Below are 16,559 nucleotides of genomic sequence, written 5' to 3' on the forward strand. Positions count from 1 at the left end.
TGACTAAGTCAAATAAATGACCGATCGTTGATGGGCAGGAGGCTTCCCATGACGATCCATCATCAACCCGGCAAGGAGCGCATCGACGCGGTGCGGGCTTTCAACCGCTTCTACACCCGCCAGATAGGTCTGCTCGACGAAGGCCTGCTGAAAAGCGCCTTCTCGCTGACCGAGGCGCGGGTGCTCTACGAACTGGCGCATCGCGATGGCCTGACCGCCAGCGATCTCATCCGCGATCTCGGCCTCGACGCCGGTTATGTCAGCCGGCTCCTGAAGAAGTTCGAGCACCTGCAGCTGATTGCGCGCGCGTCGCTGGCGTCGGATGCGCGGCAGTCGTCGATCACGCTGACGCCGGTGGGGCGGCAGGCCTTCGCGCCGCTGAACCGGGCTTCGCACGACCAGGTCGCGGCCTTGCTGGAGCGGCTTCCTGCTGCCGAACAGGACCGGCTGGTCAAGGCCATGCAGACGGTGCAGCAACTCCTGGGCGACAGCCCGGAGTCCAAAGTGCCGTATATGCTGCGCCCCTTGCAGGTCGGCGACATCGGCTGGGTGGTGCGCCGCCAAGGACAGATCTACGCACAGGACTATGGCTGGGACGAAACCTACGAGGCGCTGGTCGCCGAAATCCTCGGCGCCTTCGTAAAATCCTTCGATCCAGAATGGGAACGCAGCTGGATTGCCGAACGGCAAGGGGAGGTGGTCGGCTCGGTCTTCGTCGTGCGCAAATCCGACGCGGTGGCGAAGCTGCGCCTGCTCTATGTCGAACCATCGGCGCGCGGCCTCGGCATCGGCAAGCGGCTGGTTCAGGAGTGCATCGGCTTTGCTCGTGCCAAGGGCTACAAGACGCTGACCCTATGGACCAACGACATCCTGACCGCCGCCCGCCACATCTACGAGAGTGCCGGCTTCAGGCTGGTAGACGAAGAGCGCCATCACGCCTTCGGCAAGGATCTGGTCGGCCAGAACTGGAACCTGGAGCTGTAGCGGCGTTCAGGCCACCGGGACCCATATCTCCAGCCCGCCATTGCCGCTGCGCGGATCGAACTCCGGGCCGTAGCGCTCGAATTCGGGGCCGTCGGCTATATCGTGCCCCGAGGCCGGCAGCCATTTGTTCCAGATCGTGTTGACGGTGCGGCGGATCGTGGAGATGTGCTCGGCATGGGTGAACACGGCGTATTTCTGCGCCGGCACCCGCACCCGCGAAAGCTCCTTCGGCAGGTCCGAGAAATCCGAAACTTCGACGCCGGCGATATAGTCGAAATTGCCGGCATCGTCGCCGTTCACGCAGACGCCATAGGCGACGTCGCCGGTCTCGCCCGGAATGTTGCCGATATAGGGACCGAAGCGCTGCCACTGCATCGGAATGGCCGCGCTGGTTTCGCAGCTGTAGCGCTCGCCGAGGCCGGCAATGAGGAAGGGACGGCCGGTCTCGAAGCGCGGCGGCGGCAGTGAGGCGAGGAAGGACTGGTCCATCAGGATCGGCTCCACCAGGTCGAGATTGCTGAGGCTGCCCTGCGCGCGCACCAGTTCCGGCGTCGTGCCGAACTGATCGCGGAAGGCGCGGGTGAAGGCTTCGTGCGAGGCGTAGCCGGCATCGAGCGCGACCGCGAGGATGTCGGGCGCGCCGGAAGCCAGCTTGCGCGCCGCTTCGGTCAGCCGGCGCGCGCGCATATAGCCCATCACCGAACGGCCGGTGGCGGCGCCAAAGGCGCGCGTCACATGAAAGCGCGAGACGCCGCTGCTTTGCGCGACATCTTCAAGCGAGATCGCTTCCGGCAGATGGCTCTCGACAAACCACAGCGCTTTCTCGGTCGGGTTCATAGGTCTCCTCGCATTTGGCGGCACATTTTGTCGGCTTTTTGCGAGGCCAGTTTGATCGAAATTGCGCCTGTCGTAAAATCGAAGGGCGCTGGTCGACTGTGGCAGGTCACCATCGTGGAAAGCCGTTGCTGGGCGGCCTCGGCCTGGCTCGCTGGGACAATATCTGGGCGCGCTGGGTGCGGGCACCATCCTTGCCTATGCGCTGTGGAACCACCGCCGGCTCGATGCCTTCGCCGCCGGCGAAAATGCCGCCGAAAGCCTAGGTGTGCCGGTGGCGAGGACGCGCAAGACGACCTTTCTCCTCGCGGCGTTCTCGACGGCAATTCACGTCACGGTCGGGAGGTCATCCGCAACCGTCATTGACTGTGCCATGACCGCATCTGCATGGCTGCCATCCCTCTTTTTCGGCTCTGGTGCAATGCGGCGCCTTGAATGGTAAGCACGCTTATAATATATACCGCTCATGGTTTCCGACGGCATAGATAGATTGGGCTTTTTGATCCACGACGTGCAGCGCCTTATGCGCAAGCGCTTCGAGGCGCGCGCCAGCGGACTTGGCCTTTCCTCGGCACAATGGCGGCTTCTGGTTCGCGTTGCGAAGGAGGCGGGCGTCGCCCAGGCTCGCCTCGCCGAACTTCTCGAAATCGAGCCGATCAGCGTTTCACGCCTCGTCGACCGGATGGAGGAGGGCGGCTGGATCGAACGGCGCTCCGATGCAACTGACCGGCGCGTGCGCATGATCTTCCCGACAGCCAAGGCGAACGCGGCCTATGCCGAGGTCAAAAGCCTTGCCGGCGAAGTTTATGAGGAATCGCTGGTCGGCGTTTCGCCGGACGACCGCCGCGTCCTGATCCGGGCGCTGGACACCATCGTGCAAAACCTGGCGGACGGCGAGACGTCGTCCTTGAAGAGTACGGAAGGGGCAGCAGCATGAACGCGGCAGCCAAACTAGACGAGAATGTAACCAAGATCGAGACGCCGGCAAAGCCGGCCGCCGAAGCGCCTGCACAGCCGGCCGCAGCACCTGTCGCGGTGGCTCCCCCGGTTCAACCCGCTCCGGCTCCGGTCAAGAAGCGCCGCCTCGGCCGCTTGCTGCTGATGGTCGCCCTGCCGGCCGCGCTGGCCATTGGTGGCGGTTATGTCTGGGTGACCGGCGGCCGCTATCAGGAAACCGAGAACGCCAATTTGCAGCAGGCCAAGGTGTCGATCGCCTCGGACACCGCCGGACGCATCGTTCAGGTCGGCATCTCGGACAATCAGCAGGTCAAGCAGGGCGATGTGCTGTTTGCCGTCGACCCCGAGCCCTACCGGATTGCATTGGCGCAGGCCGACGCGGCGGTCGCAGTCGCACGCGTCGGTATCGAACAGCTGCGCGCCGCCTACAGCCAGGCGCTGGCGCAGGAAAAGTCCGATGCCAGCCAGGTCGACTACGCGCAGTCGCAGTATGACCGCGCCGCCGACCTTGCCCAGAAGGGCATCAACGCCAAATCGTCGCTGGACGAGGCCAAGAACGATCTCGACAAAGCCAGGCAGCAACTGGCCGTTGCCGAGCAAGGCATCATCAGCGCCAAGGCGGCTCTCGCCGGCAATCCCGATATCGAGACCGACAAGCATCCGACGGTGATGGCCGCACTCGCCGCGCGCGACAAGGCCGCCTACGATCTGGCGCAGACCACGGTCAAGGCGCCGGCCGACGGCGTCATCAGCCAGGCCTCCTCGTTCAAGATCGGCCAGTATGTCGGTTCCGGCACGCCGCTGTTTGCGTTGGTCGAGACCGGCGACACCTGGATCGATGCCAATTTCAAGGAAACCCAGCTTACCCACATGAAGCCTGGCCAGAAGGCCGAGATCGTCGTCGACACCTATCCGGGCAGAACTTTCGAGGCCACCGTCAAGGCGATCGGCGCCGGCACCGGCGCGGAGTTTTCGCTGTTGCCTGCTCAAAACGCCACCGGCAACTGGGTCAAGGTCACGCAGCGCATTCCGGTGCGCCTGGAGCTGACCGATGCCGACGCCAAAATGGCGCTGCGCACCGGTATGAGCGCCTCGGTTACGGTGGATACCGGCGTTGCTCGCGGGTTCCCCGCTATCTTCGGCCACGCCACCGCAGGCGAAGCACAATAGACTGTGAATGGACCGTGATCTCGAAAAGCAGGATCACGGCCCGGCAGAACGCCCGCCGCAGGCGAGGTGAAGTTGAGATGACAGGATCGGTCCGACGGCAGGTTGAACGAGGGGTGGATTGGACCGGGCCGCATCGCGGCCTGCCCAGAACCTGGACCACTTCGGCGCCCATCCTTCGGACCTTGGATTTCCGGGCGGCAAGCGCCTGATGTGTCGAGACCTTCGATCGATGTAACCCCCACATCGATAGATCGCGTCCCACCGCGATGAGGGTCTCTTCACCAGAGAAGGCCTCGCCGCCCGGAAACCTAATGTACACCTTTTTGTTACCTGTCGGAAGTTCCGCATCATGACCACACCAGAACCTTTCAAGGAAGTGCCGCATCGCGGCCTGATCACCGTGGCGCTGATGCTGGCGACGGTCATGCAGGCGCTCGACACCACGATCGCCAATGTCGCGCTGCCGACCATGACCGGCGACCTCGGCGCGTCGCCCGACAACATCAACTGGGTGTTGACCTCCTACATCGTTGCCGCCGCGATCATGACGCCGGTGACCGGCTGGCTGGCCGACCGCTTCGGCCGCAAGGAACTGTTCCTGGCGGCGGTTGTCGGCTTCACCGTGTTCTCGATGCTGTGCGGCATTGCCTGGAGCCTGGAGAGCATAGTGTTCTTCCGGCTGATGCAGGGCGTGTTCGGCGCAGCCATCGTGCCGCTGTCGCAGACCTTCCTGCTCGACATCAACCCCAGGGAACGCCACGGCCAGGCGATGGCCATCTGGGGCGCCGGCATCATGCTGGGGCCGATCCTGGGTCCGACGCTGGGCGGTTGGCTGACCGAGAATTTCAACTGGCGCTGGGTGTTCTTCATCAATTTGCCGGTCGGCATCATCGCCTTCCTCGGCATGGCAGCCTATTTGCCGGTCGTTGCCCGGCGGATCCGCAGCTTCGATTTCTTCGGTTTCGCCATGATTTCGCTCGGCGTCGGCGCGCTGCAGCTGCTGCTCGACCGCGGCGGCGAGGTCGACTGGTTTTCCTCGGTCGAAATCTGGATCGAGCTTGCTCTTTCGATCACCGGCTTCTGGGTTTTCATCATCCATACACTGACGGCGGAACGTCCTTTCATCGACCCCAAGATCTTCCTCGACCGCAATTTCGTCACCGGTCTGGCTTTCATCTTCGTCATGGGCGTGCTGATCCTGGCCTCGATGTCGCTGCTGCCGCCGATGCTGTCGACCATCTTCGGCTATCCGACCGTCACCATCGGCGTCGTCCTGGGGCCGCGCGGTGTCGGCACGATGATTTCGATGCTTGTCGTTGGACGGCTCATGAGCAGGATCGACGCCCGCATCCTCGTCGTCATCGGCTTTCTGCTCACCGCGCAGTCGCTCTACACCATGTCCTCCTTCACGCCGCAGATGGACAATTGGCTGATCCTTAGCTCCGGCGTCATCCAGGGCCTGGGCATGGGCATGGTGTTCGTGCCGCTGTCGACGGTGGCCTTCGCCACGCTCGACGTGCGCTTCCGCACCGACGCCACGGCCCTGTTCAGCCTGGTTCGAAATCTCGGTTCGTCGATCGGCGTGTCGGTGGTGACGGTTCTCATGGTGCGCAACACGCAGGTCAATCACACCGAACTGTCGGCTTTCATCAACCCGTTCAACCCCAATTTGTGGGCGGCCTCGCCGGCGGCAGCAGGCGGCGATCCGACGGCACTTTCGCAGGTGGACCGCATGGTCAACATCCAGGCGATGATGATCTCCTACGTCAACGACTTCAAACTGCTGATGGTGATGACGCTGGTTGCCATTCCGTTTGTCTTCCTGCTGCGCAAGCCGAAGACCGCTCCGGCCGGCGCGGCCGCTCCTGCCGCGCATATGGATTGAGGCGGGCGCCGGTAGCGCTGGCAGCAAGCTGGTTGCCCCTGATGATTGTTGCTCGGATGATCGTCAAAACCCGCGTGTGCAAAAGAATATCGATAATGAGCCGTTGGAAGTTGATTTGAAATGACATTTGCACCTTTGGTATCTGGTTGCTGACGCCTCCAATTCCGTTACAGTTCATCTTGAATTAGCACATCTGTAACATTGTCAGTCGACTTTCGTCTGGCACGACAGAGGCCCTTTCTTGTTTCAGGTGCCAAACCGGAGGAGGTCTGTTTGGTCACGAAGTCATCCAGAAGATCCGTCGGGGCGCGCCGGCCGGTGGGCGTAGCCGCATTGGCAAGACTGGCTGACGTTTCCTACGATACGCTCGAGGGAGAACTTCGCACGACCATTGCGGGTCTCGAAGGGCAGACCCTGCGCTTCGAGACTGCGATCGAGAATATTTCGCAAGGCATCTGCTTTTTCGATGCCGATGAACGGCTGATCCTGAGCAACCGGCGCTATGCGGAAATCTACCGCATTGCGCCCGAGGAATTGCGGCCTGGCGTGACACTGAGCGAAATAGTCGAACGCCGCGTTGCCGCCGGCACGGCGGCGACGGCCGCCGACACCTATCTCGCAACGGCTCGCTCGATCAATTCGGGCAAGGCTTCGCGGCTCTGGACCGCCAAACTTGTCGATGGTCGCACAATCCAGATCCGTAACCAGCCCATGCCCGATGGCAGTTGGATCGCCACGCATGAGGACATCACTGAACTCCTCGCAAATCGGCAGATCGTCGACGAGCGCATTTCGCTGCAGGCGCTGATCGACTGGGTGCCCGATTATCTCTGGGTCAAGGATACGCAAAGCCGTTTCGTCGTGGTCAACAGCGCCCTTGCGACCGATAGCGGCCGCAACAAGACCAGCGACATGATCGGTTTGACCGATTTTGATCTCCACCCCCCGGAATTTGCGCGGAAATTTCGCCTGGTCGAGCAGCGCCTGCTCAAGAGCGGACAACCAATGATCGACGCGGAAGAGTTTGTCGTCGATGCGTCGGGGAACGGCAAATGGCTTTCGTCGACGAAGGTGCCGCTGCGCAATCGTCAAAATGAAATCTTCGGCCTGGTTGGCATCGCCCACGACATCACCGCCCGCAAGCAGGCGGATGTCCTTCGCAGCGGGCAGGCGCAGATCCTCGAAATGATTGCCACGAGCGCGCCGCTGGAGGACGTGCTCGACCGCCTCATGCGCTTCGTCGAGTCTCAGTTGAAGGGGATATTCGGTTCCGTCCTGCTGCTCGACAAGGACGGCATTCATTTGCGTCACGGTGCGGCGCCGGGCCTGGCGAAAGCCTATACGAGCGCCATCGATGGGGCCGCCATCGGTCCCAAGGTGGGATCCTGCGGAACCGCCATCTACCGGCGGGAACCGGTCATTGTTACCGATATTCTGCAGGATCCGCTTTGGGACGATTACCGCGAACTGGCGGCACCCCATGGCTATCGTTCGTGCTGGTCAACCCCGATCCTGTCGCATCGGGGCGTCGTGTTGGGCGCCTTTGCCATGTATTCGATGACCGTGCGCGAACCCACCCATGCCGAGACCCGCCTGATCGAATTCACCACACACATTGCCGGCATCGCAATCGAGCGCAAATTGGCGGAAGACCAGATCCACTTCATGGCCAACCATGATGCGCTGACCGGCCTGCCCAATCGCGCTTTGCTGGAGGATCGGCTTTCCCAGGCGGTCCTCTACGCGCAGCGATACAATCGCTGGATGACGGTAGTGTTCATCGATCTCGACAATTTCAAACTGGTGAACGATACGTTTGGCCACAATGCCGGCGACGAACTCCTCAAGACCGTCGCCAGCCGTTTGGTTGGATGCGTGAAGGCCACCGACACCGTCGTGCGGCTTGGCGGCGACGAATTTGTCATCGTCCTGTTCGACCAAACCACCAATGTCGATGTGGTCTCGGAAACCCTGCAGACGATCAGGGATGCGATCGCGGAACCGGTTCTTGTCGGAGAGCATCGGCTGAGAACGACGGCCAGCATCGGCATCGCAAATTACCCGAAGGACGGGACCAGCCCGGATACGCTGTTGGCCAATGCCGACGCCGCCATGTATCGCGCCAAGGAATTCGGCCGCGACAATTTCCAGTTCTATGCCCCGGAGTTCAACTCAACGGCACATGAAAAATTCCTGCTTCAGGAGGAATTGCGAAACGCGCTCGCCCGGTCGGAATTCGCTCTGCATTATCAGCCACAGGTGGATCTGCGATCGGGGCAGGTTTTCGCCGTCGAAGCGCTGGTGCGCTGGAACCACCCGACGCGAGGCCTGGTTTCGCCGGCGATGTTCATCCCGACCGCCGAGGAGACCGGGCTGATCGTGCCGCTCGGCGACTGGATCCTGCACGAAGCCTGCCGGCAGAACAAAGCCTGGCAGCGCGCCGGTCTGTCGCCCGTAACCGTCTGCGTCAACGTGTCGGCGCGGCAGTTCCGGGAGAAGAACCTGATCGACCGCGTCGTCAACGCATTGAAGGAAAGCGGCCTGGAGGCGAGGTATCTCGAGCTCGAAGTGACGGAAAGCCTGATCATGCAGGATTTCGAGCTGGCGGTCGCAACGATGAACGGACTGCAAAAGCTCGGCGTGCAGATATCGATCGACGATTTCGGAACAGGCTATTCCAGTCTCAGCGCTCTCAAGACGTTTCCGGTGGCGCGGCTGAAGATCGACAAGTCCTTCATCAACGATCTCGCGACCGACGAGAACGATCAAGCGGTCACTGGCGCCGTGATTTCCCTGGGGCAGAAGTTGAACCTTCGGGTGCTGGCCGAAGGTGTCGAAACGGAAGACCAGGTCGCCTTCCTGCGCAAGAACAATTGTGACGAGGTGCAGGGCAATTATTTCAGCAAACCCCTGTCGGCTGGGGATATCGGCGAGCTGATCGCGAAAGGCTGACGGCTGGCTCGCGCCGTAACCGCTGGCTGCTATTTTCCGAGCACCAGGCTCCAGTAGCGGATGGCGCTGTCGCGTCCGTCGCGTACATAGGCGAGGCCGAAGCGGCTGAAATCCGGATCGAGCATGTTGCGGCGGTGGCCAGCCGAATGCATCCAGATGTCGAACAGTTTCTGCTGGTCGAAGCGGCCCTCGGCGATGTTCTCGGCGGCGGCGCCCCGCACCCCATTGTCCTTCATCCGCGACGCGAAATCCTTTCCCCAGCCCGTCGTGTGGCTCATGCGTTCGCGTGAGGCCATATAGCCGGCCTGCTGCCGAGCGGCCTGCTCGAGCTGGGCGTCCGGCACCAGCGCCGGCAGTCCGGCCGAAGCTCGGATGCCGGCCAGCGTCGCGGTGGCCGAGGACGACACACCGGCGCCTTCGCCGGTCGGCACCGAGACCGTACTGCAAGCAGCGAGGCCGGCCATGGCTGCAAGGCCGATCAGCAGCAGGCGCCTGCTTGGTTTTGGACTTGCTGCGCCAGAGCGGGTTTGCGCGAGCGGATGATTGGTGGTGCAGATCATTGTCATGCCTGCCTGACTTAGCGGCGATCATGGCTTTTGCCGGGCAGGGCTGCGAAAATCTCAATCGCTGGCCTCCGTGCAGGTTCGGCCGGCCGATTCGAATGGGAAGGTCGGCGGCCGATGTAGTCTCGGCGCGCTGCGTCCGATCAGCGTTGCGCGTCGGTCGCCATTTTAAGCGCCAGCGCGGCGAGCACCGTGCCCATCATCCAGCGCTGGATGACCATCCATAGCGGCCGTCCGGCAAGGAAGGTGGCGATCGAACCGGCCGTTACCGCGATGATGGCATTGGCGGTCAGGCTGATCGAGATCTGCGTGGCGCCGAGCACCAGAAGCTGCGACAGCACATGGCCGTTGCCCAGCGAGATGAACTGCGGCAGCAGCGACAGATAAAGCACCGCCACCTTGGGATTGAGGAGATTGGTCATCAGGCCCATCGCGAACAGCTTGCGCGGCCTGTCCTTCGGCAGTTCGCGCACCTGGAATGGTGAGCGCCCGCCGGGCCGCACCGCTTGCCAGGCGAGCCATAGCAGATAGAGCGCGCCGGCAATGCGCAGTGCGTCATAGGCAAACGGCACGGCAAGCAGCAGCGCGGTGATGCCCAGCGCAGCCGATACGACATAGAACAGAAAGCCGGCCGCCACGCCGCCGAGCGAGATCAGCCCGGCCTTCGGGCCTTGCGACAGCGAGCGCGAGATCAGGTAGATCATGTTCGGCCCGGGCGTCAGCACCATGCCCAGGCAGACCAGCGCGAAGGCGAGATGGTTGGCGGTTTCGGGCACGGGCAATCTCCGGGAAGCGGTGACGATACCCACCACGCGTTTTGACTCACCGCAAGAGCATGATGGCCGGAGCCTTTGCGCCAGCGTCGAAAATTGGCGAAAGCGGCGAAGCCGCCAATTTCCCCCGCAAGGTGGGGGAAGATCAGCAGCTTCAACCCTCAGCTCACCACGCGCAGGTTCGAGAGCTCGTTGGCGATTTCCTTGAAATTGTCGGACAGCGTGGCGCCGGTCGCGTTCCAGAACAGTTTTGCAGGCTTGCTCGGGTCGGCCGGATCCTTGCGGAAGCGCGAGTCCGACGAGCACACCTTCAGTGCCTCCATCGCGCTCTTGTCGCCGGCGTCGGTCGTCGACATATCGAGCGCCACCGTCATCACCATGATGTTGGCCGCCTTGGCGTTGTTGCACAGCGTCGCCATCTGCTCGTTGAGGGCGGCGGTGTAGTTGCTCGACGAATAGTTGAGCTGGCCGCTGGCGCTCGACGTGCCGCCGAACAGGCGGGTGACCGCAGTGCCGTTGTAGCCGACGCCGGTATAGCCATAGCCGGCATAGGTCGACTTGTTGCCGGCGGGATCGCTGCTGGGCACCGCGTAGGTGTTCTCGCCGTCGGTGAGCACGATGACCACCTTGTCGTTGCCGCGCTCCGTCTCAGGACGTCCTCCTGTGAAAGGCTCCGTGCTGGAGACGGTGCGCCAGCCCCAGGCCATGCCCTCCGGCACATTGGTGAAGCCGTTCGGCGCCATCAGGTCGATCGCAGCCTTGATCTTGGTCAGCCCGGCGGTGTTGGAGACGTCGGTCAGCGGCGTGATCGGTGTCGTCGTGCAGCTGTAGTTAGGACCGGCACCGGCCGACAGCACCGGAGCATTGATCGGCCGCGGCTGGAAATACTTGGCCATGTTGGACTGCCTGGACTTGCCGGAGGTGCTCGCCGGATCGTCGTTCCACCAGCTGTTGGCCGCGCCATAGGTCTTGGGGGCCACCTCGTCGGGGTCCTGCGTTATGTACCAATGATTGCCCGGCTCGTCTGGCGCGAACATCGGCACGAACATGGTCGCGGGATCGCCGACGCCGGTGCCGGTGTTGTTCGGTCCGCCGGAGGCCGGCGCGTCGGTGACATTATAGGGGTAGGGACGGACCTCGACGCAGCCCTGCCAGCTGGCGAACGGTCCGTATGTGTCGTTGTAGTCGTATTCGTTGTGGCTGTCCGAGCATGTATGATTGGCACGATATTTGTCGCAGACCACGCGTTTGCTGCCGACGATGCGCTCGTGGCTGGTGACCACCTTCATGTCGCGGTAGAGCGAGAAGCGGGTCAGCATCTGCCCCTCCTGCTCACCCCAGCCAGTGCCTTTCTTGTACCAGATGCCGCCGATCTTCTGGGCATATTTGTCGGCTGCGTTAAGCGTCGACCAAGCGAAATTCTCGTTGTGGATGGGCGACAGCCCGTAGGCGTCGATCCATGACGCGTTGTCGTTGCTGGCGCCGACATTGACAGAGGCGGCGAACGGCACCAGGCTGAACTGGACCGGCTTGTCGATCTGCTTGATCATCGCGGCCTGCAAGGCAAGCGTGTCGACCAGCTGCTTGGCGGCTTGCTTGAGAAGGTCGATGCGCTTTTGTCCCGCACCCGTGCCCGTGTTCGACATCGACCCCGAATTGTCGAGCACCATGGCCACTTCCAGCGTGTTCTTCAGCCGGACTTGCGAACACACGGAGTAGGTGACGTTTTCCGACGTCCTGCCGATCAGCATCGCCGCTGCCGGCAGGAAATAGGGCTTGTAGACCAGGCTGGCGCACAGCTTGACGATGCCGCCGCCGGTCGTGCTGCTGGGCAGCGTAACGCTGAGCGTCGTGTCGGCGGGATCGACGTCGTTGAGGTTTGCCTTGAAGAAGTCGAGCGCATAGGCCCGCAACTGGTCGTCGGTGGCGCCTTCCACCAGCCGGCGCGCTGTGGCGAAGTTGGCGGCGTCAAGCGCGTTGACCACCCTCTGCTTCTCGCTGACCACGCCGGTGTAGTCGACAGCCATTGCCACGCCGCCCATCAGTGGCACCATCGCCACAACGGTCATCAGAGCGTAATTGCCGCGGCGGTCACGCCAGAAGTCACGCCGGAATGTGCGCCAGAGTTCACGCATGTGATGTAAGCGGCCCCGCCTGCGGATTCTTCAATGCCGCCACAGTTTCACAAAACGTTGAAGGACGGGTTTGGGAAACTGCTCGATTGCGCGGATAGCGCTTCACCAGGCGCTAACCAAATGCGCCAGCTGCCGAACGCAAAACGCCCCGCTGGAGAAGTGGCGCTTCGTTCCTTTGGATTACGCCGGTCAGCTGACGATGCGCAAATTGGACAGTTCGTCGCCGATTTTCTTGAAATCGTCCGACAGCGTGGCACCCGTCGAGTTATAGAACAGCTTCTCCGGATTGCCGGCCACATCCTTGCGGAAGCGAGAATTCGACGAGCAGGTCTTCAAGGCAGTCATCTGTGCCGACTCGGCGGCCTTGCTTGCGTCGAGGTCAAGCGCGATCGTCATGACGATCACGCCGGCCAACTTTGCATTGTCGCAGAGCGTGGCGAAGTGCTCGTTCATCGCCTTGGTGTAGTTGGGATTCGAATAGTCGCTCTTGCTGACGTTGGTGGTGGTGCCGAGGAACGGACGGCCATAGGTGTAGGCGCTGTTGAAGGGCTTGGTCTGGCCGGGATAGGCGAGGTACCCGAGAGACGAATAGAGGGCCTTGCTACCGGCGAGGTCGTTGCCGCCGTACTGGTAGTCGGTGCCCGAGTATTGCTGAGCGCTCACACTGTCTGGCGTGTAGTAAGTGTTGGCACCGTCAGTCAGCACGATCAGCACCTTGTCGTTGCCCTTTTCGGTTTCGGGCCGGCCGCCCGTGAACGGCGCCGCGTGCGAAAGGGTCCGCCAGCCCCAGGCCATTCCTTCCGGCACATTGGTGGCGCCGACATCGACCATGTCGTCTATAGCTTTCTTTACCGCCGCCCCGGCGTCGGGTGACACATCCGTCAGCGGCGTGATTGGGGTCGTGCTACAGCTGGCGTTCGGCCCGGCATTGGACCCGTAGGCCGGCGTCACCTTGTTTCCGACGCCGGCGTTAAAATATTTTGGCATGTATTTCTGACGTATAGAATCGGTGCCTGACGTTATATCGAGGTGCCAGTTGTTGTTTGCGGGGAGAAGGTGGCCGCTCTTGCTCTGGGTATTGTCGGTCTCGTCAGGGGCGAACATTGGCACGAACATCGTCGCCGGTGTCGAGGTCGAAGCCGCCGTATCCTGTATGTTGTAAGGATAGGGACGCGATTCGACGCAGCCGCCCCAGGTCGCAATCGGTGCGTAAACTATATTGGACGTGCAGACGCCGTTTGAGGTTTTGCACGACGAAATGCGCTTCATCCATTTGTAGATCGAGAAGCGCGTCAGCACCTGGTTCAGCTGCGTCGCATCCCAGGCCGAGCCTTTCGCATAATAGTAGTTGCCGGACTTTTGTGCGTACTGGTTTGGGGAGTTAGCCGAGGTAAGCGTCGACCAATCGAGGTTCTCCTGGTCGAGGGGCGAAACGCCTGTCGTGTCCATCCACGGTGCGTCGGCATTTGTCGGGCCGACATTGACGGAGGCTGCAAAGGGGACGAGGCTGAACTGCACCGGTCTGGTGACCTGCCTCATCTGTTGCGCTTGGGCGGCCAGCTGATCGACCAGCTGCTTGGCGGCTTTCTTGAGCAAGGTGAACCGCACCTCGTTGGACCCATGCCCCAGTTGGTCCATCGAGCCGGAGTTGTCGAGCACCAGCGCCACTTCCAGCGTGTTCTTCAGACGGATCTCCGAGCATGCCGACGTTGTGACGTCGGCGGCGGTTCTTCCGATCATCATGGCCGCTGCCGGCAGGAAATAAGGGTGGAACGTCAAAGTGGCGCACAGCTTTAGCGTGCCGCCGCCTGTGTTGTTGTTGGGCAGTGTCACGGTCAGCGCCGTGTTGGTTGCTTTGACGCGGCCGAGATTGCCCTCGAAAAAAACTTTGGCATAGGTCTTGGCCGCAGCGTCGGTCGCCCCGGCGACGATCTGCTGCGCTGTGGCGATCCCGGCGGCATCCAGCGCATTCAGCATGTTCTGCTTTTGACGCAGGAGGTCGGTGTAGTCGATGGCAAGCGCCAGCGCGCCCATCAAGGGCACCATGGTGATCACTGTCATCAAGGCATAGTTGCCGCGTCTGTCGTTCAGAAATCTGCGGATCATGCCTTCAGCACCCCTGCCAGGACCCCAATATCGGTCCGAAGATGCCCACAAAATCGTTAAATTTCAGGTTGCTGAACTGCGTTCAACATAGGGCCATCTTTTCAAGGCTCGTTAACCACTCGGCCCTGGTGATCAGCGGTGCGACATTGTTTCGATCGACCGAAGCTCGGAGAAGGGTGGTTCCTGCCTGTTGCAACCTTCGATCAGCCCGTTGCGCAACAGCCTCGCAAGTGCCGAAAAGCTGGTGACAGGATGAAACGCTTCGGTTAATGCGGGGCCGGTTGCGGCGGACCGTCGGCTGCAGCTCTCGCAATGATCGTCACAGCAGGAAAACGGCATGGCGGATTCGCCTGACATCATCGGCTCGCTCGCGGATTTGTCGGGCGCCTACTCGGCCATCCTGTGCGATGTCTGGGGCGTGATCCACAATGGCGAATGGCATTTTCCGGCGGCTGCCGAAGCGCTTGCCGCCGCGCGTGCGGCGAAGGTCCCGGTCGTCCTGATCACCAACTCGCCGCGCCGCAATGCCGATGTGGTGGCGCAGATGAATGCGATCGGCGTTCCCGCCGCCGCCTACGATCGCGTCGTCACCTCAGGCGATGTGACCCGCGACCTTATCGCCGAAGGTCCACGAAAAATCTTCCATATCGGCGCCGACCGCGATTTCACCCTCTATGACGGTCTCGACGTCGAGCTCGTCGAGGAGTTCGAGGCTTCCGGCGTGGTCTGCACCGGGCTGTTCGATGACGAGGTGGAAACGCCTGAGGACTACGCCGATATGCTGCGCCGGCTGCGCGCCAGGAACCTGCCTTTCATCTGCGCCAATCCCGACATCGTGGTCGAACGCGGCGAGCGCATGATCTGGTGCGCCGGCGCCTTGGCGCGCGACTATGCCCAGCTTGGCGGCCGCACGCTGATCGCCGGAAAACCCTATGCGCCGGTCTATGACGTAGCGCTGCGGGAGGTTGCCGTGCTTCTCGACCGCGACGTCGCGCGCTCCGAGGTGCTGGCCATCGGCGACGGCATGATGACCGATGTCAAGGGCGCGGCCGACAACGGCATCGATGTGCTTTACGTCTCGGGCGGCATTCACGCGCGCGACTATGGCGATCCCATGCAGCCGGACCCCGCCAGGCTCGCGGGCTTTCTGCAAAAGCACGGCTACCGGCCGGTCGCCGTCATTCCGAGACTGCGGTAGGGTTGCTGCATGAGCGCAGCTTTCGAACACATTTCAGCAACCGCGCCGCTGCCGCCGCATTTGCGCCGCGGCGTGGTGGCGATCGGCAATTTCGACGGCGTCCATCGCGGCCACCAGGCGGTGCTCGATCGCGCGCTTGCCGAAGCCGGGCGGCGCGGCGTGCCGGCGCTGGTGCTGACCTTCGAGCCGCATCCGCGCAAGGTGTTCAGGCCGGATATGCCGCTGTTCGTGTTGACGCCGCCGCCGATGAAGGCGCGGCTGTTGTCGCATCTGGGCTTTGCCGCACTCGTCGAACAGCCGTTCACGCGCGCCTTTGCCGGCCTGTCGGCCGAGGCTTTCGTGACCGATGTACTGGAGACGAACCTCGGCATCACCCATGCCGTGACCGGCTTCGATTTCCACTTCGGCAAGGACCGGCAGGGCGGTCCTGCGTTTCTGATGGCGGCAGGCGAGCGCCATGGTTTCGGCGTCACCCTGGTCGACGCCTTTCGCGACGAGGGCGCCGAGGTCGTGTCGTCGAGCCGTATCCGCGAGCTGCTCTGCGAGGGAGAGGTCGCCGAGGCCGCAGGCCTGCTCGGCTACCGCTTCACCGTCGAAAGCGAAGTGATCGGCGGCCAGCAGCTCGGCCGCACGCTCGGCTTCCCGACAGCCAACATGAGGCTTTCGCCGGAAACGACTCTGAAGGAAGGGATTTATGCCGTCCGCTTTCGCCGCGGCGACGGCACGCTGCATGATGGTGTCGCCAGCTTCGGGCGTCGCCCGACTGTCGACCACAATGGCGCGCCGCTGCTCGAAACCTTCGTCTTCGACTTTGCCGGCGATCTCTATGGTGAGATCTGCGACGTATCGTTCTTCGGCTTTTTGCGCCCCGAGGTGAAGTTCGATGGGCTCGATGGGCTGGTGGCACAAATGAAGCGCGACGAGGCGGAGGCGCGCGCGCTGCTGGCCGGCGTCAGGCCGCTTTCGGATCTGGACGGCGCCATCGCTTTTTGAGCCTTCCGG

The 16,559-nt window shown here is 62.4% G+C and carries 12 protein-coding genes and 1 pseudogene; 8 read left to right on the forward strand and 5 right to left on the reverse strand.

Translation table 11 applies throughout. From position 1 onward, the window contains the following. The first annotated feature begins 48 nt into the window (after positions 1-48). The gene (locus AC3EML_RS16390) at positions 49-984 is read left to right on the forward strand and encodes a bifunctional helix-turn-helix transcriptional regulator/GNAT family N-acetyltransferase (protein ID WP_352520949.1); all 936 of its coding nucleotides are present in this window, start codon (positions 49-51) and stop codon (positions 982-984) included. A 6-nt stretch (positions 985-990) separates the two neighbouring features. On the opposite strand, the gene AC3EML_RS16395 is transcribed toward AC3EML_RS16390, so the two are convergent. After that, positions 991-1,821, reverse strand: coding sequence for an AraC family transcriptional regulator (locus AC3EML_RS16395; protein WP_023705726.1), 831 nt, complete (start codon positions 1,819-1,821; stop codon positions 991-993). 128 nt (positions 1,822-1,949) lie between these two features. Here AC3EML_RS16395 and AC3EML_RS16400 point away from each other — a divergent pair. From AC3EML_RS16400 to AC3EML_RS16420, 5 genes and pseudogenes are all read left to right on the forward strand, one after another. Next, positions 1,950-2,158 (forward strand): annotated as a pseudogene (locus AC3EML_RS16400) (iron chelate uptake ABC transporter family permease subunit); the annotation flags it as partial. Between the two features lie 126 nt (positions 2,159-2,284). Continuing rightward, a complete protein-coding gene (locus AC3EML_RS16405) occupies positions 2,285-2,755 on the forward strand; it encodes a MarR family winged helix-turn-helix transcriptional regulator (protein WP_023705728.1) in 471 nt (156 codons plus the stop codon). Beyond that, positions 2,752-3,945 carry an HlyD family secretion protein gene (locus AC3EML_RS16410; protein ID WP_023671526.1) on the forward strand — a complete coding sequence of 398 codons (1,194 nt, stop codon included), beginning with the start codon at positions 2,752-2,754 and terminating at the stop codon, positions 3,943-3,945. The genes AC3EML_RS16405 and AC3EML_RS16410 overlap by 4 nt, the downstream gene beginning before the upstream one ends. Before the next feature lie 349 nt (positions 3,946-4,294). After that, positions 4,295-5,830, forward strand: coding sequence for a DHA2 family efflux MFS transporter permease subunit (locus AC3EML_RS16415; protein WP_023671527.1), 1,536 nt, complete (start codon positions 4,295-4,297; stop codon positions 5,828-5,830). Positions 5,831-6,163: 333 nt separating this feature from the next. Then, on the forward strand, positions 6,164-8,782 hold the full coding sequence (locus tag AC3EML_RS16420; RefSeq protein ID WP_352520948.1) for an EAL domain-containing protein: 2,619 nt from the start codon (positions 6,164-6,166) through the stop codon (positions 8,780-8,782). A gap of 29 nt (positions 8,783-8,811) precedes the next feature. Here AC3EML_RS16420 and AC3EML_RS16425 read toward each other — a convergent pair whose 3' ends face one another. The 4 genes from AC3EML_RS16425 to AC3EML_RS16440 form a co-directional block, all read right to left on the reverse strand. Then, the gene (locus AC3EML_RS16425) at positions 8,812-9,342 is read right to left on the reverse strand and encodes a CAP domain-containing protein (RefSeq protein WP_488505262.1); all 531 of its coding nucleotides are present in this window, start codon (positions 9,340-9,342) and stop codon (positions 8,812-8,814) included. A gap of 146 nt (positions 9,343-9,488) precedes the next feature. Then, the gene (locus AC3EML_RS16430) at positions 9,489-10,121 is read right to left on the reverse strand and encodes a LysE family translocator (RefSeq protein WP_023671530.1); all 633 of its coding nucleotides are present in this window, start codon (positions 10,119-10,121) and stop codon (positions 9,489-9,491) included. 158 nt (positions 10,122-10,279) lie between these two features. Then, positions 10,280-12,253, reverse strand: coding sequence for a TadE/TadG family type IV pilus assembly protein (locus AC3EML_RS16435; RefSeq protein ID WP_352520946.1), 1,974 nt, complete (start codon positions 12,251-12,253; stop codon positions 10,280-10,282). Between the two features lie 189 nt (positions 12,254-12,442). Then, the gene (locus AC3EML_RS16440; RefSeq protein WP_023805011.1) at positions 12,443-14,359 is read right to left on the reverse strand and encodes a TadE/TadG family type IV pilus assembly protein; all 1,917 of its coding nucleotides are present in this window, start codon (positions 14,357-14,359) and stop codon (positions 12,443-12,445) included. 337 nt (positions 14,360-14,696) lie between these two features. Between AC3EML_RS16440 and AC3EML_RS16445 the strand changes: the two genes are divergently transcribed. Both AC3EML_RS16445 and AC3EML_RS16450 read left to right on the forward strand, forming a co-directional pair. Further along, positions 14,697-15,557 (forward strand): TIGR01459 family HAD-type hydrolase, encoded by an 861-nt coding sequence (locus AC3EML_RS16445; protein ID WP_352520945.1) that lies wholly within the window; start codon positions 14,697-14,699, stop codon positions 15,555-15,557. 9 nt (positions 15,558-15,566) lie between these two features. Continuing rightward, positions 15,567-16,550 carry a bifunctional riboflavin kinase/FAD synthetase gene (locus tag AC3EML_RS16450; protein ID WP_352520944.1) on the forward strand — a complete coding sequence of 328 codons (984 nt, stop codon included), beginning with the start codon at positions 15,567-15,569 and terminating at the stop codon, positions 16,548-16,550. The last annotated feature ends 9 nt before the right edge of the window (positions 16,551-16,559 follow it).

Source organism: Mesorhizobium sp. P170090, assembly GCF_057786115.1.